The sequence below is a fragment of the Nitratiruptor sp. YY08-10 genome, from assembly GCF_016629565.1.
GTDB lineage: Bacteria > Campylobacterota > Campylobacteria > Campylobacterales > Nitratiruptoraceae > Nitratiruptor.
This window is the reverse complement of the sequence record NZ_AP023057.1, coordinates 925,680-944,946: the sequence shown is the minus strand read 5'-3', so window position 1 is coordinate 944,946 and position 19,267 is coordinate 925,680. Positions and strand designations below refer to the sequence as shown.

General features: G+C 39.0%; 19 protein-coding genes. 6 read left to right on the top strand and 13 right to left on the bottom strand.

Translation table 11 applies throughout. The features are described 5' to 3' along the window. The 3 genes from sufC to JG735_RS05125 are packed head-to-tail and all read left to right on the top strand — an operon-like array spanning window position 1 to window position 2,275. Entirely contained in the window at window positions 1–744 is a 744-nt protein-coding gene (gene sufC / locus JG735_RS05135; RefSeq protein WP_305080205.1) for a Fe-S cluster assembly ATPase SufC, read from the top strand. After that, a complete protein-coding gene (locus tag JG735_RS05130; protein ID WP_201334013.1) occupies window positions 744–1,883 on the top strand; it encodes a SufD family Fe-S cluster assembly protein in 1,140 nt (379 codons plus the stop codon). Before sufC ends, JG735_RS05130 begins: the two co-directional genes overlap by 1 nt. Continuing rightward, on the top strand, window positions 1,880–2,275 hold the full coding sequence (locus JG735_RS05125; protein WP_201334012.1) for an iron-sulfur cluster assembly protein: 396 nt from the start codon (window positions 1,880–1,882) through the stop codon (window positions 2,273–2,275). The genes JG735_RS05130 and JG735_RS05125 overlap by 4 nt, the downstream gene beginning before the upstream one ends. Before the next feature lie 3 nt (window positions 2,276–2,278). Here JG735_RS05125 and JG735_RS05120 read toward each other — a convergent pair whose 3' ends face one another. From JG735_RS05120 to JG735_RS05065, 12 genes are read right to left on the bottom strand one after another with little or no spacing between them, the layout of a single operon-like run. Continuing rightward, window positions 2,279–2,524, bottom strand: a complete 246-nt coding sequence (locus JG735_RS05120; RefSeq protein WP_201334011.1) for a hypothetical protein — start codon at window positions 2,522–2,524, stop codon at window positions 2,279–2,281. Continuing rightward, window positions 2,521–3,456, bottom strand: coding sequence for a hydroxymethylbilane synthase (gene hemC, locus JG735_RS05115; protein WP_201334010.1), 936 nt, complete (start codon window positions 3,454–3,456; stop codon window positions 2,521–2,523). Before hemC ends, JG735_RS05120 begins: the two co-directional genes overlap by 4 nt. Next, window positions 3,453–4,304, bottom strand: a complete 852-nt coding sequence (locus JG735_RS05110) for a thioredoxin domain-containing protein (RefSeq protein WP_201334009.1) — start codon at window positions 4,302–4,304, stop codon at window positions 3,453–3,455. Before JG735_RS05110 ends, hemC begins: the two co-directional genes overlap by 4 nt. After that, complete coding sequence (locus JG735_RS05105; protein WP_201334008.1) at window positions 4,270–4,653, bottom strand: FxsA family protein; 384 nt, start codon at window positions 4,651–4,653, stop codon at window positions 4,270–4,272. The genes JG735_RS05110 and JG735_RS05105 overlap by 35 nt, the downstream gene beginning before the upstream one ends. Further along, on the bottom strand, window positions 4,653–6,362 hold the full coding sequence (locus JG735_RS05100) for a proline--tRNA ligase (protein WP_201334007.1): 1,710 nt from the start codon (window positions 6,360–6,362) through the stop codon (window positions 4,653–4,655). The genes JG735_RS05105 and JG735_RS05100 overlap by 1 nt, the downstream gene beginning before the upstream one ends. Window position 6,363: 1 nt before the next feature. Next, window positions 6,364–7,662 (bottom strand): glutamyl-tRNA reductase, encoded by a 1,299-nt coding sequence (hemA, locus tag JG735_RS05095; protein ID WP_201334006.1) that lies wholly within the window; start codon window positions 7,660–7,662, stop codon window positions 6,364–6,366. Next, a complete protein-coding gene (locus tag JG735_RS05090) occupies window positions 7,662–8,552 on the bottom strand; it encodes a polyprenyl synthetase family protein (protein WP_236583861.1) in 891 nt (296 codons plus the stop codon). Before JG735_RS05090 ends, hemA begins: the two co-directional genes overlap by 1 nt. Window positions 8,553–8,561: 9 nt before the next feature. Continuing rightward, window positions 8,562–8,843, bottom strand: a complete 282-nt coding sequence (locus JG735_RS05085) for a DUF2018 family protein (RefSeq protein ID WP_201334005.1) — start codon at window positions 8,841–8,843, stop codon at window positions 8,562–8,564. A gap of 27 nt (window positions 8,844–8,870) precedes the next feature. Then, on the bottom strand, window positions 8,871–11,954 hold the full coding sequence (locus JG735_RS05080; RefSeq protein ID WP_201334004.1) for an efflux RND transporter permease subunit: 3,084 nt from the start codon (window positions 11,952–11,954) through the stop codon (window positions 8,871–8,873). 7 nt (window positions 11,955–11,961) lie between these two features. Next, a complete protein-coding gene (locus JG735_RS05075) occupies window positions 11,962–12,246 on the bottom strand; it encodes a hypothetical protein (protein WP_201334003.1) in 285 nt (94 codons plus the stop codon). Between the two features lies 1 nt (window position 12,247). Continuing rightward, the gene (gene rsmH, locus JG735_RS05070) at window positions 12,248–13,156 is read right to left on the bottom strand and encodes a 16S rRNA (cytosine(1402)-N(4))-methyltransferase RsmH (RefSeq protein ID WP_201334002.1); all 909 of its coding nucleotides are present in this window, start codon (window positions 13,154–13,156) and stop codon (window positions 12,248–12,250) included. After that, on the bottom strand, window positions 13,140–14,450 hold the full coding sequence (locus tag JG735_RS05065; RefSeq protein ID WP_201334001.1) for an adenosylmethionine--8-amino-7-oxononanoate transaminase: 1,311 nt from the start codon (window positions 14,448–14,450) through the stop codon (window positions 13,140–13,142). The genes rsmH and JG735_RS05065 overlap by 17 nt, the downstream gene beginning before the upstream one ends. A gap of 70 nt (window positions 14,451–14,520) precedes the next feature. Between JG735_RS05065 and JG735_RS05060 the strand changes: the two genes are divergently transcribed. Genes JG735_RS05060 through ftsZ form a run of 3 tightly spaced genes read left to right on the top strand, consistent with a single transcriptional unit; the run spans window position 14,521 to window position 18,482 of the window. Then, window positions 14,521–15,993 carry a peptidylprolyl isomerase gene (locus tag JG735_RS05060; protein WP_201334000.1) on the top strand — a complete coding sequence of 491 codons (1,473 nt, stop codon included), beginning with the start codon at window positions 14,521–14,523 and terminating at the stop codon, window positions 15,991–15,993. Then, a complete protein-coding gene (gene ftsA, locus JG735_RS05055) occupies window positions 15,994–17,346 on the top strand; it encodes a cell division protein FtsA (protein ID WP_201333999.1) in 1,353 nt (450 codons plus the stop codon). A gap of 20 nt (window positions 17,347–17,366) precedes the next feature. Next, complete coding sequence (gene ftsZ, locus JG735_RS05050; protein ID WP_201333998.1) at window positions 17,367–18,482, top strand: cell division protein FtsZ; 1,116 nt, start codon at window positions 17,367–17,369, stop codon at window positions 18,480–18,482. A 20-nt stretch (window positions 18,483–18,502) separates the two neighbouring features. On the opposite strand, the gene JG735_RS05045 is transcribed toward ftsZ, so the two are convergent. Then, the gene (locus tag JG735_RS05045; protein ID WP_201333997.1) at window positions 18,503–19,267 is read right to left on the bottom strand and encodes an ABC transporter ATP-binding protein; all 765 of its coding nucleotides are present in this window, start codon (window positions 19,265–19,267) and stop codon (window positions 18,503–18,505) included.

The following is a 19,267-nucleotide window of genomic DNA, read 5'->3' as shown; positions in this document are numbered from 1 at the left end:
ATGATGAAAATAAACAATCTTCATGCAAAAATTGGGGATAAAGAGATTTTAAAAGGGATCGATCTTGAACTTTTCAAAGGAAAAGTACATGCGATAATGGGTCCAAACGGAGCCGGAAAATCGACTCTTTCCAAAACTATTGTCGGCCATCCGGATGTCGAGGTTACAGAAGGTGAGATTTTGTATAAAGGTAAAAATATTGTCGAGATGGAACCGGAAGAGAGAGCGTTAGAAGGCATCTTTATGTCTTTTCAGCATCCCGTAGAAATACCGGGGGTAAATAATGCCTATTTTCTTAGAACCGCACTCAACGCCAAAAGAAAGCATCAAGGGCTAAATCCGTTAAATGCAGCAGAATTTTTGAGACTTTTGAAAGAGAAGATCAAAGAACTTGGCATGCGTGAAGAGATGATCCACAGAAGTCTCAATGAAGGCTTTAGCGGTGGAGAGAAAAAACTCAATGAAATTTTACAGATGGAGATTTTGGAACCCGATTTTGTCATCCTTGATGAAATAGATTCAGGCCTGGATATTGATGCACTGAAAAAAGTGAGTGAAGCCATCAACAAAATGCGAGATGAAAACAGAACATTTATGATCATTACCCATTATAGAAAGATTCTGGACTATATCAAGCCTGATTACGTCCACGTTCTGAAAAATGGAAAAGTACTTCAAACAGGTGGTCTTGAAATCGTTGACGCTCTTGAAAAAGAGGGATATAAAATATTTGGGGAAGAGTGATGAAGATAGCAAACATCAATCTCGAAGAGTTTGGGGATAAAAAAGCTCTTGTACAAAAACTCAAATCCATGGGGATGCCAACACCAAAAACGGAGCACTATCGATATTTTGGCATCAAACCGATTTTAGAAAAAGAGTATACATTTTATCAGCCACCTGCACAAAAGATCGAGATAGCCGATTATGTAGAGATTGTCGATGGAACGGTTACAAAAGCTCCCAAGAATGTATACATCGAGCTACTCAAAAATCCAAAAATAGATGATAGTCATTATGATCAGGTCTATTATATCAATCATCTTTTGGTGGATAAAACGATTCATCTCGATATCGAAGAGGATTGTGAATTTAAAATCGTTCAAAAATTTACTAAATCCAACACGTTCGTACCATACAGAATCAAAGTAACTGTTCATCCTGGAATCAATGCCAAGATTCGGGAAGACTATCTTGTCTTAAGTGACGAGTCGCTCTATTTTTACGGATTTGACATCCATTTAGGCAAAAACAGTGTTTTACAGCTCGTTCAAAACAGAACGACGAATTTTGCAAATTTCGCACAAATCGCTCCACACAGTATTCGATGTGATATGAGTAGTGAATTTAGACTTTTTACATTTGATTTTGGAAATGCAAAAACATTGCACAACTACCATATATCTTTAGAAGAGAATGCTGCGGCAAATGCAAGCCATGTTCTTTTTGCCAAAGAGAATGCACGCATAGGAAACACTTTCCATATCGAAAATAGAGGAAAAGACTCTAGAACCGTCCAAATGGCAAGAAATATCCTCAAGGATGAAGCGAGAGGAATTTTCGATGGGCTTTTGATCGTAAAGAATCCTGCAAAATATAGTTCCATCTATCAAGATTCAAAAACAATCTTGCTCAATGATGGCGCATATATGGTCAGTAAACCGCAAATGGAAATCTATACAGAATATATTCTTGAAGCAACCCATGGCTCCACAACGGGACATCTTGACGAAGAGGCGCTCTTTTATCTAAGGCAACGTGGTATTGCCGAAGCAGACGCAAAAGAGATGCTGGTACTGAGTTTTCTCAATGAGATTTTCGAAAAACTGGGTGATCAAGAAATAAAAGAGGAATTTATAAAACTCTATGAGGAGAATCGATGAATCTTGAAGAAAAAGAGATTGAAGTAGATAACGACGGGATTGAAGATATCGAGGACCATGAAAAAAAATATGGGAAACCCGAAGAGATCAAAAAAGAGATTATCAAATATCTAAAAACGATTTACGATCCAGAGATTCCAGTCAACATCTACGACCTTGGTCTAATATACGATTTGAAACTCAAAAGAAGACCCGATGGCTATGAAGCCATCATCACAATGACCCTGACAAGCGTCGTCTGTCCTGTAGGTGAAAGTATCGTCGAAATGGTAAAAAATATCGCCAATAAAATTGATGGTTTGGCGGAAGTAACAGTCAATTTGACTTTTGATCCCCCATGGGATCGAAGTAAAATGAGCGATGAAGCGAAACTGGTACTGGGAATGATGTAGAGATTACTTTCTACATTGCACCCTTATCGTCCACTCTTCGTTTCGTTTCTCTTTTGAAAGTAGTTTATATCCAGTATAACCACACTTCAAGCTGGCTCTTTGCAAACATAAATCAAGATTTTTCCCACATTGAATCTCTAACTGACCAGACTTTTTAGGAAAAATTCTATGGTTCACTCGTCCCAAATCCATGCCACATCCGCTGAATAAAAAAGCAAATGCAGGTGCAACAAACAGCAATTTTTTCATTTATGCTCCTTAAAGGCCATCGCTTCAGCTCTTTGCAGCATCTCTTTCGCACCATTGGCTATCATCGAATCGGCCAACGCTTTACCAAGTTCTTGATAATTTGTTTTTGAGCCAAAAACTTTGTCTTTTAACAGCTCACTGCCATCTGGAAGTCCCACCACTGCTTTTACGATAATATCACCATTTTCAAGAAGTGAGGCACGAACACCTATTGGTACCTGGCACCCACCTTGAAGCCTATCAACGAAATCCCTTTCGACAGATGTCTCTATTGCACTTTTTTCATCATTGAGTTGACCAACAATATCAGCCACATCCGGCCGACACTCTATCCCAAGAGCAGCTTGACCCATTGCAGGAATCATGGTATTTTCATCTATCGGATGCACATAACGCACACTATCTAAAATACCAAGTCTTTTTAACCCTGCATATGCCAATATAATAGCATCAAACTCGCCATTTTTTAGTTTATTGATTCTAGTATCTACATTGCCTCGAAGATCTTTGATTTGGATATCTGGCCGAAGATGCAACAGTTGCATTCTTCTTCGTAAAGATGTTGTCCCTACTACTGCATTTGGAGGAAGATCTTCAAGTGTTTCATATTTTTCACTAAGAAGCGCATCATTGGTTACTTCTCTTTTGGTTATGGCTCCAAGCATAAGACCATCAGGAAGAAGTGTTGGGACATCTTTGAGACTATGGACAGCCAGATCGGCTTCTCCTCTTAGCATTGCATCTTCAAGCTCTTTTGTAAAAAGTCCCTTTCCACCGATAAGCGCCAGGGGTGTATCAAGTATTTTATCCCCTTTTGTTTTGAAAATTTTCAACTCCACTTCATAACCAAATGATTCTAACTGGGCCTTAATATGATTCGATTGCCATAATGCCAGTTTACTGCCTCTTGTCGCAATTGTCAGTTTTTTCATTCATGACCTTTAGGAATGTATTTAAGATATTTTTTTCTTGATGGATCAAATCTGCCATCTAAAAATACGGCCGGTGTTCCATGAATAAGAAGTTTTCTTGCCAAAGACTGATCATATTGTAACTCGTCACGAACCCATTTTTGATTGATTTGCTCTTTTGTGAGTTTCAAACCCAGTTTTTGATCAAGCTCCTGTAAAACTTTGTCCTCATCTTTTTGGGAATAATCAAACTCCGTTTTATATATCTTTTCAATAGCTGATTTATTCCCCTGCTTTTTCAGATAAATAATCGCTTTTGCTAATGGAACAGATGCCGGATGAAGACTTCGGATAGGAAGATGATAGTAATACAGCGCAAAGATATCAGGATATTTTTTCGCTGCTTCAAAAAGCTTTGGCACTACTTCGCGACAAAATGGGCAGAGCGGATCACTGAAAACAACTATTTTATGCTTGGCGTTTTCGTTTCCGAAAATGAGATGTTTTTTGTCATAAAAACTCTCTTTAAAATTCAGTACTATTCTTTGTTTGAGGCTTCTATTGGTTTTGATATCAACGAAATTCGGAGCCACGTATCTATCATTGGCAAAGAGGATATCCATTTGCGTAAGGTTTTGCTCTTTATTGCCTCTTTTGACGCCTATTTTAAACTGCACAGCATAGGCGTCCCAGCCTTTTGGGTTCTCAAGAGCAATTTTATCGATAATTTTTACATCGTAGACTTTGAGATTTGGATTTGAGCCCAGTCCCCTTTTCACAAACTTAACCACATCTTTTGTCGTTGCCGCTTGCAAAGCAACAGCACAAAGAACACTAACGCTCAATAATCTCCACATCAATAACATCATCTCTCTCCTCTTTTGCTTTCAATTTAAATATCTTTTTAGCTAGAAATTTCGAAAATACTCCAAATTGGAGAAGAATTCCCAATATATCTGTAAAAAAACCGGGAATTATCAACAGTATCGCTCCCAATACCATTGAGAGATTCATCTGTTCAAACTCTTCTTGTGTTATCTCTCCATTCGCCAATGCCTGCATCGTTGTGAAAAGCTGAATATGAATATTTTTCAAAAGCCATACGCCATAAGCAGCTGTTGCAACAATCTCTATAAATGTCCAAATTGGGCCTATGCGACTGGCAATTGAAACAGACACAACTGTTTCAATAAAAAGATAAAGAACAAAATAAATCATCAACTTGCTTGTACCTTTTTCATTATCATTTCAAATATTTCCTCTTTGGGTATTTCAACTTTTTCCAATGTCGCTCTTTCGACAATCTGTACTTTTCCCTCTTTAAGGCCTTTACCTACAATAATACCATAAGGAAAACCTATAAGTTCAAAATCTTTGATTTTCGGACCAAATCGTTCGGGTCTATCGTCCAAAATAACATCTACACCACTATTTTTCAATTTTTCATACAGCTCTTGCGCAAAATTATACTGCTCTTCATCTTTAATGTTGGAAACGATGATATCGACTTCAAACGGAGCAATCTGAAGTGGCCAAATACAACCCTTATCATCATGATTTTGCTCTATTGCTGCTGCAACGAGCCTACTGACACCTATACCATACGTTCCCATGACAAATGGCTTCGCTTTCCCCTCTTTATCCAAAAAAGTGGCATTCATAGCAACGCTATATCTGGTGCCAAGCTGGAAAATGTGTCCTACCTCAATTCCTTTAGTCAGTTTCATGACCGCCCCACATTTTGGACACAAATCCCCCTCTTTTACCTGGGCAATATCCACAAAAAGCGCATCATCGAAATGACTTAGATCTGCTCCTATAAGATGATAATCTTTTTTGTTCCCGCCACAAATTAGACCTTTGGCTCCTTTGAGATCCTCATCAAAAACGATTGTACATTGTTGTTCATACGGCGCTATAAAACCTGGAACAATGCCTGCTTTTTCCAACTCTTCTTCATTGACGTCAACCAATTCATTTGCACCTATCGCATTGGCAGCCTTTACCTCCTGCAGCTCATCACTTCCTCGCAAGAAAAATAGAACTATCTCTTCACCTTCGTCATAGAGCGCTTTTTTCGCAACGGCTTTGACAAAATAGTATGGGTGAACCTTGAAAAAGTCGCTCAACTCCTCAATAGAAGTTAGATTTGGAGTGTAAAAAGGTTCAAAATTACTAAATTCCGGAGCCTCGGCAGGAGCTTCGGGTTTTTTTCTTTTTGCAGCTTCCACATTTGCTGCATATTCGCATTCGCTGCATATTGCAATCGTATCTTCTCCACTCTCTGCTATCACCATGAACTCTTTGCTTGCACTTCCGCCAATGGCACCCACATCTGCTTCTACGGCTCTAAAACGAAGTCCCAGTCTCGTAAATATATTACGATATGTCTGTTCCATCAAAGAATACTCTCGCTTCATATCCTCTTCATCTGCATGAAAGGAGTAACCATCTTTCATCAAAAATTCTCGTCCTCTCAACAGTCCAAATCTTGGCCTTGCTTCATCTCTAAATTTCCAGTTTATTTGATACAGATTGAGAGGAAGTTGTTTATAACTCGTCACCCTATTTCGAACGAGGTCTACCATCATCTCTTCGTGTGTGGGTCCAAGAACAAAACAGTTCTCTTTTCTGTCTTTAAATCGAAGTAACTCTTTGCCATATTTCCCAAACCGTCCACTCTCTTCCCACAATTCACACGGTGTCACAAAGCCCAAAGAGACTTCTTGGCATCCTGCTTTATCCAACTCCTCTTTGACAATAGCTCGAATCTTATCTAAAACCTTTTTTCCAAGAGGTAAAAAGTTATATATTCCACTAGCAACTTGTGTAATAAATCCACCTCTGACAAGATAGATATGGCTTGGAAGAACCGCGTCTTTTGGGTTCTCTTTCATTGTTGGAATAAAGGTTTTGCTAAAACGCACATCAGCTCCTTAAATTCATATAATATTCACACTTATAACGGTTCAAACCGACCTCTTCCTCTATTTCAAAAAAGAATTTTATAGCTTCTACGATAGTATCAGCCCTTGGTTCATCCGCAATCGCTTTGAGTTGCTTGGTGGGATCGTGCAAGAATCTATTGAAAGCATTGTGCAAAAGTTTCTCTATGCTTTTTTCATACTCTTTTGGAATATATCCCTTTTTTATCGCCTTTTGCAATTCTGAGATAGCTGACTCTTTGGCACGTTTACGAATCTCTTTGATAATTGGATCTATCTCAAGAGTTTGAAGCCATCTAAAAAACTCATTGACAAAATGACCAACAATTTTATAGGCATTTCTTGCCTGTTCTTCCCTAAAGGCCATATTTTTATTGACAATCTCTTTGAGATCATCTACAGCAAAATAGTGAACCCGTGCCACATAGATCTCTTCAATGTCTCTTGGCACCGCCATATCGAACCAGTATCGGTCAAAACTCTGCTCTTTGACCATATCCTTGGTAATAACAGGATTTTTCGAAGATGTCGCACTAAATAGAAGGCGGTAGCTGTTGATCAATTTTTGAAGATTGGAAACATGCTCCACACGAATATCCGGATCGATCTCCTGGGCCACCGTTTTTGTCTTTTCGAGATCACGTCCGACAAGTATCACATTACAGCCATGGGAAATGAGATGTTTTGCGGCAAGTCTGCCCATTTCTCCGGCTCCTACAACAAGAGCGCTCATTCCTCCCAGATTGCCAAGCTTCTCTTTGGCCATGTTGACCGCTGCACTTGCAACAGATACGGGACTTCTTGTGATATCGGTACTGGAACGAACCTCTTTGGAACATTTGAATGCATAATGCATGACGCGTCCCAGTTTCTGTCCACACCAACCTTTTTCATAGGCTTCTTTGTATGCATCCTTGATCTGACCAGTTATCTGTGTCTCTCCCACAACGAGGCTATCCAATCCACTGGCGACACTAAACACATGATGGATAGCACCATTGTCTTCATAGATATCTGCTCTACCTTCAAGCTCTTCATAATGGATTCCAGAAACCTCGGAAAGCTTTTTCAAAACTGCTTCAGTTGCACTGAAAGGATCCTTGACGCTTAGAATAATTTCTATTCTATTGCAGGTTGATAGGATAATCACTTCATTGATAGAGGAGTTTTGTAACAGGGGCGTTGCAACTTCCTCTCTTCGCCCCTCGTCAGAAAGAGCAAGCTTCTCTCTTGTAACAATATCGGTATTTTTATGTGAAAAACTAATTACAAGATACTGCATCAATATGTCCTCTCAATGAGAGCTTCCATAATCTCTTGCAGTTTCTGTTCCTGTTTTGGAATTGCTTGCATTGCTTCATATCCCAATCTTCTTGCGAACTCTTTACTTTTTTCTATCGCCCCTGTCGATTCGAATCGATCCAATAGCCACTCTTTCTCTTCTTCTTCCAATCTTTTTTTATATAAATTTTTTAGTTTCTCTTTCTCTTCTATATCCAAAGCTTCATAAAGATAGATATACGGCAATGTTGTCTTCCCCTCATAAAAATCATTGAGTACCGGCTTGCCAAGCGTCTCTTCATCAGATGTAATGTCTAAAATATCATCAACTATCTGAAAAGCGAGGCCAAGTTTCTTTCCATATTCTCCATAACTTTTCATATCTTTGCCGCTAAGATATGCCGCACTTATTGCACTTGCTTCGATTAAGGAGGCTGTCTTTTTATAAATCATATCCATATAAGCCTCAATATCTGGATGAAAACGTTTAGAAAGTTCCACATCTTTCAACTCCCCGAGGCTAAGCAGCGCCACAGCTTGAGAAATAGTCCGAGCTATCGTCCCGGGTAAAGAAGTAAGCTCATAAAAAGCTTTTGAATAGAGAATATCACCTATCATTATAGCTGGTTTGTTGCCAAGCACTGCATTGACAGAAGGCTTTCCTCTTCGTGTATCCGCTTCATCAATCACATCATCATGCAGTAAACTTGCCATATGAATGAGCTCAATGATGGCACTTATGCGTATCGCCTCTGCAACAGGAGCGATATAGAGAATAAGTTTACTTCGAAGCATCTTACCCATGGGAATGGAACGATAAATCTCTAACACTTTCTCATCTTGCAGATCACGTATGATCTGCTCCATTTGCATTTTAACCTGTTCTAACAATGAAGCCCTTTATTCGGATTGACTTAAAATTTTTCCCATATATTCAATATAGAGTGAATTGACTTTGTTCTCTAAATCCTTCTTTTTCGAATCATCAAAAAGGATGTTTCGGACCTCTTTTTCCACATCCAGATCACATTTTTGTTCGATAATCAATTCAAGTGCAGCCATCCACTCCATAATCTCTTCCAGCTCTTTTTCCACAACATTTCTATTTGCGTGAAAGACAATATCTATAAAACGACTTTTAGGTGAACCACCCAAAACATCATCGTCCTCAAAATACATCATCCCCTCCTTGAAATAAGCATAAGTATATCAAACTTTTTGTTGAACTTTCTTTACAACGGAATATAAAAGCGGAACCAAAAGGAGATTGATAACTGTAGCCCATGCAATCCCAAAACCAAGCGTAATCGCCATGGGCTGCAATATGAGACTTTGCCCGCTTGCAAAAAACATCAAAGTAGAAAGTCCTAAAATGGTAGTAATGGACGTAAGCATGATCGGACGGAGTCTCAGTTTCGCTCTTCGTATGACACACTCGATGCTTGTGCATTTTCGTATAAAATCGAGCATAATCAGACCGTCATTGACAACGACACCAGCAAGTCCCACTAGGCCAAGCATACCGGGCATTGTCAAATTGAGTCCCATAATCTTGTTTCCAACAAGGACACCAAATAACGAAAGCGGTATGACACTCAATACAATCAAAGAATAGACAAAACTGTTAAACATCCAGACTAAAGCTCCAAAGATAAGAAAAATTGCAATAATAAAAGCTCTTGTAATCTCCCTTATCAGTTTTGTATTCTCTTTTTGCTCCCCTTTTATCTTTATCTTTACACCAAGTCTCTCTATTTTTTTCAATAATGGATTGAGTCTATCATACACTTCTGCAGTCGTTATCATCTTTTTGTTGAGCGAAGCATAGACCGTTCGTATTTTTTTTCCGTTCTCTTTGATGATATTGTAAAAATGACGTTGTACCAAAAACGTCGCAATTTCTTTTATAAGTACTTTTTGGCCATTAGGTGCCTGAATGACCAAATTTTGAAATTGATCAAAAAGATCTTTTGTCTTAGATCTCAATTTGACATAGATGAGTTTGTCATATTTGAACATCTTTGCAACTTCAGCATCAAGATAGAGAGATCTAAGATAAGAGGCCAAATACCCCTCGGTTATACCGAGGCGATCAGCAAAATCGTTCAGGATCAGTTTGAGCTCTTTTTCCCCTTCTTTTGCATCATCTGTGATGTTATACACTCCTGGTATATGATGCAACCCATCTTCAAGCATCCGGATAGCCTTAAGAACCTGTTTTGGATTTTTATATTCCAGACTTATCTCAATATCACTTTTAACGATTCCCGCTTGAGGAACAATGACGTTGATCTCTTCAAAAGGGGGATGTTGAAATTTCGCAACAATATTTTTGATATCTTGGGCAATCGCTCTTGCAGTTCTGTTTCGAAGCATATCACTGTCGTCATACTCGATTGAAAAGAGTGGCGTAATATACTTATCGACAAAATTCTGGGGTTTCAACTCATGCAAATTGATAAAAATATGAAAAAGATTGCTCCCCATTTGAGCGTTATTTTTTGCATCCAATTTCATTCCAAAAATAGCCGTAACTGAAGAGACTTCGTCTTTATTTATCGAATGCAAAATAGCCTGTTCTAGTTGCGAAACTATTTTTTGCGTATCTTCCACATCTGAATTGATATTCACAGAACCGCTCACATATATCTGGGTCGTATCGAATGTGGGGAAGAGCTGAAATTTTGTCTGTTTGAGTAAAATGAATGTTCCAAATAGAATGGATCCAACCAGAACTATTGTCGAAACCGTTTTTCTTTTCAATAAAAACCGCAAAACCCTTTCATACAAATCACCTAAAAACCGCCAAAGCCTTGATGGCTCTTTTTTCTTTCCAACTTTTAAAATCTCTTTAGCATGCAGCGGCAGAAAGTAAAAGGCTTCAAAGAGCGAGCTTAAAAGAAGTATCGAGATGATGACAGGAAGAATTCGGATAAAAATTCCCATTTCCCCACTTATGATAAGCAGAGGTAAAAAAGCGAAAATAGTCGTTGCCGTTGCCGTCAAAACAGCTGGAAACATCTCCAAAGAACCCTGTATAGCCGCAGTTTTGGAATCCTCTCCCATCTCCAGATGCCGATAGATATTTTCTGCTACGACAATCGCTTCATCCACAAGCATTCCAAGGGCGATAAGAGCACCAAAGAGTGAAAGCATATTGAGACTGTACCCAAGCATTTCCAAGGAGATAAGTCCTATCATGAAACTAACAGGAATTCCCATACCCACTACCAGAGCTATACGCCAATCCACTGTCAGCAAAAGAGCGGTAAAAACCAATATAAGACCGAAAAATAGATTGGATGTAACAGTGTTGAGCCTGTTTCGAATCCAGATAGATGTATCGGTATAAATTTTAAATTCGAAACCGGGATAGCGCTTTTTGTACTTTTGTAAGATATTTTTTATTTTTTTGACAAGTTCGATTGCATTGCCGTTTTTTGTTTTGGTAACATTGATAGAAACATTGGGCTTACCATTAAAGTGTGATAGTGTTACCGGTTCGCTCAGCGCAAAAGAGATATGTGCAATATCTCCCAAACGAACCCGTTTTTTTCCTATAACAAGAATTGTATTTTCCAGCTCTTCTTTCTTTTTTCGTCCATTTTGCGTGTTCAAGAAGAAGTGATTACCTCTTTGTTTGATACTTCCTACCGGAAATATCGTTGACAATTGCGCAACGAGATCACTCACCTGAAGAAGACCAAGCCCCAAAGCATTGATTTTTTCGGGATCTATTTCGATTTGAAGTTCATCCTCTCTCCAGCCCCTTATATCAATTTCACTTAAATTTTTCAAAGAGGCAAGATCGCTTTTGAGTTTATCTGCAACATCGAGGAGTTTGCGTTCCTCTTCATCTGTGGCAATGGCAATGAGAACCAGAGGGAAACTTTTTGTCAGTATCGTAGCAATTGGTTCGTCCATGTCAGGTGGCAAATCTTTTCGGATCTTGGCAATTTTATCTTTGACATCATTGAGCACCAAGAGATTGTTTGCACCCTCTTTGATATCAGAAACAATCGTGAAACTTCCATTTTTTATAATCGCATCGATATCGTAGAGATTTTGTACATTTTTGAGTTCATCTTCCAGATTTTTTACTACCATTTTGTCCAGTGTCTGGGCACTGGCTCCTGCATATCCGCCAGTGATAAGTATCTTATCCAGAGTCGCCGGGGGAAAAATCTCTTTCGGAACGTTTTGATAGGCAAAGATGGAAAGAATGAAAATGAGAAGCAAAAAAAGATGGTTTAATGAAGCCTTCTCTATGGCAAATTCAAGAAATTTCCTCATTGTTTCCTCAAAATATAGAGTCTAAAACCTGGTTTTTAAAACGAATCTGTTCCAATTTTTGCTGCAAAAGTCTATGCTCCTCTTTTAAAATTTCATAATCGTCCAACAATTTATTGATCTTTCTACTTTTATAGTAAATCTGATTGCTAATGTAAATTTTTGGAAAAATGAGTGCAAAAATAATGGCTATAACCAAAAAAGTAAGAATGAGATCTTTTACATCCAAAAGGCTTTGTTCATATTCAGCCTCTTCAAAAGAGTCTAAAAGCTCTTTTTTCTCTTCACTTTTCATTTCATTCCTTAAACTGAAAAACCCTCAGTTTTGCACTTCTCGATCTTGGATTTTCTTTGCACTCCTCTTTGGATGCGGTTATCGGCTTTTTTGTTACAACAGTGCCAAGCGCATGATCTGCTCCACATGTACAGCGCATTGCTTCAGGGGGACAGATGCAGCTTTTTGCCCACTCTTTGAAACGCTGTTTAACGATCCTGTCTTCCAAAGAGTGAAATGTGATAATGGCTACTTTTGTACCTTTGGGCTTATGATGTTCCAAAGCATCCAAAAGTCCTTCTAATTGTTCCAGTTCTTTATTGACTTCTATTCGAATCGCTTGAAAAAGCGTCGTTGCAGGATGGATTTTCTTGTTTTTTGGAAGAATTTTTAGAGCAATATCTGCAAGCTGTTTTGCGCTTTTAATAGGTCTGTTTTCTACAATAATCTTTGCAAGTTTTCCTGCCTGTCGAATTTCTCCATACTCTTTGAATATGCGTTTCAACTCCTCTTCATCGTACGTGTTTACTACATCATATGCACTTAGCTTGGCATTTTGATCCATACGCATATCAAGATTTTCACTGAACAAGGAAAAACCTCGCTCTTTTTTATCCAGTTGCAAAGAGGAAACGCCGATATCAGCCAAAACCCCTTTGACTTCGTTGTTTTTCAATATATCTTCAATGACCTCAGCAAATCGACCATGAATGATCCGGACTCTATCACCATAGGGTGCCAGTCTTTGTTTGGAAAAGGCGATCGCCTCACTATCTTGATCGATTCCGACTATTTTAATATCTGGATTATGCTTCAATAGTGCTTCACTATGACCACCGTATCCGAGAGTAGCATCAACAATGATTCCAGTCGTATTTTGAAAACTGTCCAAAACCTCATTGAGTAAAACAGGTTTATGAGGTGCGTCCACAAAGCTCCTTTATCGTTTCATACACACCCTCGATCATGGTGTCTATCTCTTCAAAATCAATAATATATGGAGGCATGAAGTATACCACACTCCCTAACGGTCTAATAAATATCCCTTTTTTCAAGCATGTTTGATTGATATGCAATCCTATACGCTCTTTGGGATCGAAACCTTGCAGTTCCACTGCTGCAATCATTCCTGTTTGTCGCACCTCTTTCACACAGGGAAGCTCAGAAAAAGTCTGCAATTTTTGTTTGATATACTCAATTTTTACTCGATTTTTTTCTATGACATCTTCTCGTTCGAAAATATCGAGTGTCGCATTTGCAGCCGCACATGCCAGAGCATTGCCTGTATAGCTGTGCGAATGCAAAAAAGCTTTGAATTCATTGTAATCACAATAAAAAGCATTGTAAACATCATCTGTGGTCAAAACAACCGAAAGTGGCAGATAACCTCCTGTCAATCCTTTTGACAGACACATAAAATCTGGAGATATACCAGCTTGTTCACAGGCAAACATTGTTCCAGTCCTGCCAAATCCTACAGCTATCTCATCTGCAATAAAATGAATGTCATATGCTTCGCACAATCTTTTGGCTTTTGTAAGATATTCGGGTGCATACATATGCATATATCCGGCACACTGTACAAGTGGTTCCACAATGAAAGCAGAAATCTCTCCTTTATGTGTCTCAAAAATTCTCTGTAGATCCTTGATCGCTTCATCTGTTGCTTTCTCACTTCTATCTTTTGGCACTTTGGCTTGCAGTGTACGAATCATTATCTCTTCATAAGTCTCTTTGTACAGTTCCACATCCCCAACTGCCAAGGCACCCAACGTCTCACCATGGTAACTGTTTGTCAAAGAGACAAAATAGGGTCTTGTCTCTCCACGATTCTTAAAATAGTGAAAGCTCATCTTCAAAGCCACCTCAATGGCACTGCTGCCGTTATCCGCATAAAAACACTTGTTGAGTCCATTTGGAGTTATCGTAACAAGCCGTTCACTCAAGCGAACAATCTGCTCATGTGTAAACCCGGCAAATATCACATGTTCCAATACCGCAAGCTGTTCTTGAATCTTTTCATTGATATAGGGATTTTGGTGTCCAAAAAGATTGACCCACCAACTGCTTATTCCGTCGATATATCGATTACCGTCAAAATCATAAAGATAAACACCTTTTGCTTTTTTGATAGGAATGAGAGGGATCGATTCGTGATCTTTCATCTGGGTACAGGGGTGCCAGATATGCGCTAAATCACGTTCCATTATCTGGGCGTTCGTCATGATTTACCTTTATTGTCTATTAATATCTTTTTCAATACAATAAGCCCAATTATTATACAAAGGTTGGCTTATGATTAGCTGGATGCAAAAACATAAAAAATATCTTGTCATTACCATATGGATCAGTACGATCGCTTTTGTCGGTGCCGGATTTGTCGGATGGGGTGCATACAAATACGGTTCAGCATCGAATGCGGTAGCCGAAGTGGGCAATGAAAAAATAACACTAAAAGAGTTTCAACAGCGTTATGCAAACGTTTACAACTATTACAACAAGATGCTGCAAGGTAAACTTGATCAAGAACAGGCAAAAAAGATGGGCCTGGACAAAATGGTACTCAATGAACTGATACAAGAAGCTCTTTTGGAAAACTATGCCCATGACCTTGGCCTCCTGGTAACGGATGAAGAAGTTGCTCAAAAGATCGCTTCAATGAAAGTTTTTTGGCAAAACGGAAGTTTTGACAAAAATCTATACAACAAACTATTGCAGCAAAACCACATAAAACCAAAAGATTTTGAACAGAGTATTCGAAAAGAGATCCTTTTACAAAAACTCAATCATTCACTCTCCTATTCTAAACCATTACAACTTGAGTTTGACATGATGGCTTCTGCTCTTTTTATGGGTGATAAAATAAAATATGCCATTATGACCGACGATGAGATCAATGCCACTGTCAGCCAAAAAGAGCTGAAAAAGTATTATGAAGAACATAAGAATAGGTACAAAACCGTTCCAAAATATGATCTCTCCCTCATCGAAATACCCATTAAGCATTTTCATGTAAGTGAAAATGAACTCAAAGACTATTACAAACAGCACAAACTCAAATACAAAGACGACAAGGGAAAGATATTATCTTTTGATAAAGCCAAAGAACAAGTGATGCGTGATCTTGATATCAAAAAAAGCAAAAAAGAGGCTCTAAAAAAATATATACAATTTAAAAAGGGAAAATTACAAGCACAAAAACATCGTATTGTAGCTCTAAACGACACCACATTTCCTAGCTTACTTATGCAAAAAATTGCACGAGCATCCCAAAACAGTGTACTCAAACCGGTCTTTATAAAAGATCGCTTCGTTATCGTAAAAATCAACAAAAAAATCCCATCTTTGCCAATGTCTTTTGAAAAAGCCGTTTTTGAGGTAAAAAAAGATCTCTTACAACAAAAAAGATATCAACTTCTACTGGAAAAAGCAAAAAAGATGGTCAAGAATTTTCAAGGAACAATAACAGATGGTTATATTACCAAAGAAGATTTTGACAAGCTCAACAAACTTTCCCCACAAGAAGCCCAACAGTTTTTGCAAAAGCTTTTCCTTTCCCAAAGTGTCAGGGGTTTTGTGGCGTTAGGAAACAAAAAAGTGGTTCTGTATCAAATTCTTGATCAAAAACTGCAACTGATACCTAAAATAAGGAAAAATAAAGCACTGATAAGCAATAATAGTGTAAAGTTAAAAAATACAATCCAAAATGACAATTTAATAAAAAAATTACAATCTATGTATGAAATAAAAGTGTACAAAGGAATTTAGTTGTCAAACACTATTTTAGCGATCGATATAGGCTCAACAAAAGTTGCCGCTCTGATTGCACAAAGAGATGACGAAGAGGCACTTGTTGTTACAGGCAGCGGTGTCACAAAAACCCAAGGCCTTAAAAAAGGAGTTATTACCAATATAGATCTGGCCACAAAATCCATCAAAGAAGCGTATGAGGACGCAAACAGAATCTCCGGTACATCTCCTAAAAAGGCAATAGTCTCGATTTCCGGAGCTTATGTCAAAGGTACAAACAGTACAGGAATTGTCAATATTCCAAACAAAGAGATCTCCATCGATGAGATCAACAGAGTGATGCAAACCGCTCTTTACAATGCAAACATCCCACATGAATATGAAGTAGTCCATGTTCTTCCCTATAAATTCAAAGTTGACGGGCAGGATTTTATAGAAGACCCCCTTGGTATGAATGCAAGCAGGCTCGAAGTGGATGTCCATATCATCGCTGCACCAAAATCGAGTATTTCCAATCTCAAAAAAGCTGTACAGCAAGCAGGATTACAGATTGAATCGATTGTCTTGAGCGGATACGCTTCTGCAATTGCGACGCTCAACGAAGATGAGAAGGAGCTTGGTGCCTGTGTCATCGACATGGGTGGAAGTACATGCAATCTCGTAATCCATGCAGGAAATTCGATCGTTTACAACGACTTTTTGGCCGTAGGTTCGATGCATATCACAAACGATCTTTCGATGGCTTTGCATACACCCCTTTCTGTGGCAGAAGAGATAAAGCTGCTTTACGGAAATATCAAAAATGCTCAGGCTGAAGCAATCGAAATCCCCTCCATTGGTGAGGAAGGAAACACGCATCAAGTCTCTTTAGAAATCGTTTACAATGTTATCTATGCACGAGTGGAAGAGACACTCATGATCTTGGCCCAATCGATAGAAAAAAGTGGACTGAAAGATCAGATAGGCGGCGGTATTGTACTTACGGGTGGAATGACAAAACTTGGCGGCATTCGAGAACTGGCAAACGCTATTTTTGATCATATGCCTACGCGTATCGCAAAACCAAGAGCTCTGCAAGGAATGCCCAAAGAGTGGAACGATCCGGCTTTTGCTTCTGTGGTAGGTCTGGCACTTTACGGCAATGGAGAGTTTACTCCGTATGAGATCGATTCCAACCGCCGTTTGCGATACAGTAAAGAACTTATATCCATCAACGAGATGCCTCATTTCAGTAATGAGGAGCAACACGATATTTCTGCTCCTACTGCAAAAGAGGATCTTTTAAATCTTGAAGAGATGGAATCATTTGAAGAGAAAAAGAAGAAAAAAAGTATCAGCGGTTTTTTTAAATGGCTTACGCAACTATTTTAAATCTCTAGGAAGGATGGGTGATGGAAAACGGTTTCAATATAGAAGAAAAACATAAAGTAACCGGAGCAAATATAAAGACTGTCGGTGTCGGTGGTGGCGGTGGAAACATGATCGGCCACATGATTGCCGAAGGCATCGATGGTATAGAATTGATCGTTGCAAATACAGATTCACAAGCACTATCCACATCACAAGCTCATGTAAAAATTCAACTTGGCGAAAAAACCACAAGAGGACTGGGTGCCGGTATGAAACCGGAAATCGGTCGCGAAGCGGCTTTGGAAAGCTATGATGAAATCAAAGAGAAACTTGAAGGCGCTGATATTGTTTTTATCTCTGCTGGTATGGGTGGAGGCACCGGTACAGGAGCAGCCCCTATCATAGCTCAGGCTGCAAAGGAAGTGGGAGCACTGACTATTTCAGTTGTTACGAAACCTTTCAAATTCGAAGGGAGAAGAAGAAGCAGACTTGCTGAAGAGGGAATCAGTGAACTAAAAAAAGAGAGCGATTCCATTGTTGTTATTCCAAACGACAAACTTCTCTCCATTGTCGATAAAAAACTCGGCATCAAAGATAGTTTCCGTATCGTTGACGATGTCCTTGCCAGAGCAGTCGGTGGTATAAGTGGGGTAATTCTTTCTTATGGTCAAAACGATATCAATCTTGACTTTGCCGATGTTCAGACAGTCATGAGCCATAGAGGTCTGGCACTTATGGGTGTAGGTGAGGCACAAGGTGAAAATTCTGCATATGAAGCGATCAAGAGCGCAGTTGAATCACCTCTGCTTGACAATATGTCCATCAACGGTGCCATGGGTGTCCTTGTTCATTTTACAATCCATCCGGACTATCCGCTTGTGGATATCAGCGAAGCGATGGATGTTGTCTATGAAAGCGCGGATGAAGATGCACATGTTATTTTTGGTACCACAACAAATGAAAATATGGCCCCGGATCAAGTCAAAATAACTCTTATTGCCACAGGTTTTGAGCATCAAGAAGAGAAATCCGAACCTGTCCAGATTGTCAAACCTATTCAAGATACGATGAAAATACGAAAAAAAGTGAGCGGAGGATATGAAGAAAACGAAGATGTCCTTGACATCCCGACTTTTTTAAGAAAGCAGATGGACTAATATCCTCTACTTTTTTCTATTTACTCCACTATTTTGATGGGGCCTTCGCCCTTTCCTTCCAAGAATTGTCGTACATACGGATTTGTTGAGTTTTGGAAATGCTCTTTGTCACCATACTCAATGATCTTTCCATCATACAGCATGGCAAAATAGTCTCCACATTTAAAGCTCTCTTTGATATCGTGACTGATCAGAACAGAAGTTACCCCTAAATTTTCTTGCGTCTTTTTGATAAGCTGGGAAATGAGATCGCTTGTAATTGGATCGAGTCCACTCGTAGGCTCATCATATAAAATGATCCCGGGATCGAGAACAATGCTCCTGGCAAGTCCCACCCTTTTTCGCATCCCACCACTGAGTTCATCGGGATAGAGTTTCAAAACCGTTTTGGGTTCAAGTCCGACCATAACAAGCCGCTCTTCCACTCTTTGTCGAATTTCATCTTCACTGAGATTTGTATGTTCTCTTAAAGGAAATGAGACGTTTTCATACACATTCATACTATCAAACAGTGCACCACTTTGAAAGAGATAGCCAATTTTTTTACGCATGGCAAAAACTGTCTTTTCATCGGCAGTAGCCATATTAACATCATCTACCCAGACTTCACCTCGGTCCGGCTTCAAAAGTCGTACAATATGTTTGATGATTGTCGATTTTCCGCCACCGGAAAGTCCCAATATAACAGTGGTCTTTCCTTTCACAATATCAAGATTGACGCCTTTAAGAACCTGATTATCGCCAAAACGTTTCCATAAATCCTTGATACGGATGATATATTCCAC

What these genes read in the sequence shown, in the direction of transcription:
- sufC (WP_305080205.1), top strand. Translation starts at nt 1, where the DNA reads ATGATGAAAATAAACAATCTTCATGCAAAAATTGGGGATAAAGAGATT.
- JG735_RS05130 (WP_201334013.1), top strand. Translation starts at nt 744, where the DNA reads ATGAAGATAGCAAACATCAATCTCGAAGAGTTTGGGGATAAAAAAGCT.
- JG735_RS05125 (WP_201334012.1), top strand. Translation starts at nt 1,880, where the DNA reads ATGAATCTTGAAGAAAAAGAGATTGAAGTAGATAACGACGGGATTGAA.
- JG735_RS05120 (WP_201334011.1), bottom strand. Translation starts at nt 2,524, where the DNA reads ATGAAAAAATTGCTGTTTGTTGCACCTGCATTTGCTTTTTTATTCAGC.
- hemC (WP_201334010.1), bottom strand. Translation starts at nt 3,456, where the DNA reads ATGAAAAAACTGACAATTGCGACAAGAGGCAGTAAACTGGCATTATGG.
- JG735_RS05110 (WP_201334009.1), bottom strand. Translation starts at nt 4,304, where the DNA reads ATGATGTTATTGATGTGGAGATTATTGAGCGTTAGTGTTCTTTGTGCT.
- JG735_RS05105 (WP_201334008.1), bottom strand. Translation starts at nt 4,653, where the DNA reads ATGATTTATTTTGTTCTTTATCTTTTTATTGAAACAGTTGTGTCTGTT.
- hemA (WP_201334006.1), bottom strand. Translation starts at nt 7,662, where the DNA reads ATGCAGTATCTTGTAATTAGTTTTTCACATAAAAATACCGATATTGTT.
- JG735_RS05085 (WP_201334005.1), bottom strand. Translation starts at nt 8,843, where the DNA reads ATGATGTATTTTGAGGACGATGATGTTTTGGGTGGTTCACCTAAAAGT.
- JG735_RS05080 (WP_201334004.1), bottom strand. Translation starts at nt 11,954, where the DNA reads ATGAGGAAATTTCTTGAATTTGCCATAGAGAAGGCTTCATTAAACCAT.
- JG735_RS05075 (WP_201334003.1), bottom strand. Translation starts at nt 12,246, where the DNA reads ATGAAAAGTGAAGAGAAAAAAGAGCTTTTAGACTCTTTTGAAGAGGCT.
- JG735_RS05065 (WP_201334001.1), bottom strand. Translation starts at nt 14,450, where the DNA reads ATGACGAACGCCCAGATAATGGAACGTGATTTAGCGCATATCTGGCAC.
- JG735_RS05060 (WP_201334000.1), top strand. Translation starts at nt 14,521, where the DNA reads ATGATTAGCTGGATGCAAAAACATAAAAAATATCTTGTCATTACCATA.
- ftsZ (WP_201333998.1), top strand. Translation starts at nt 17,367, where the DNA reads ATGGAAAACGGTTTCAATATAGAAGAAAAACATAAAGTAACCGGAGCA.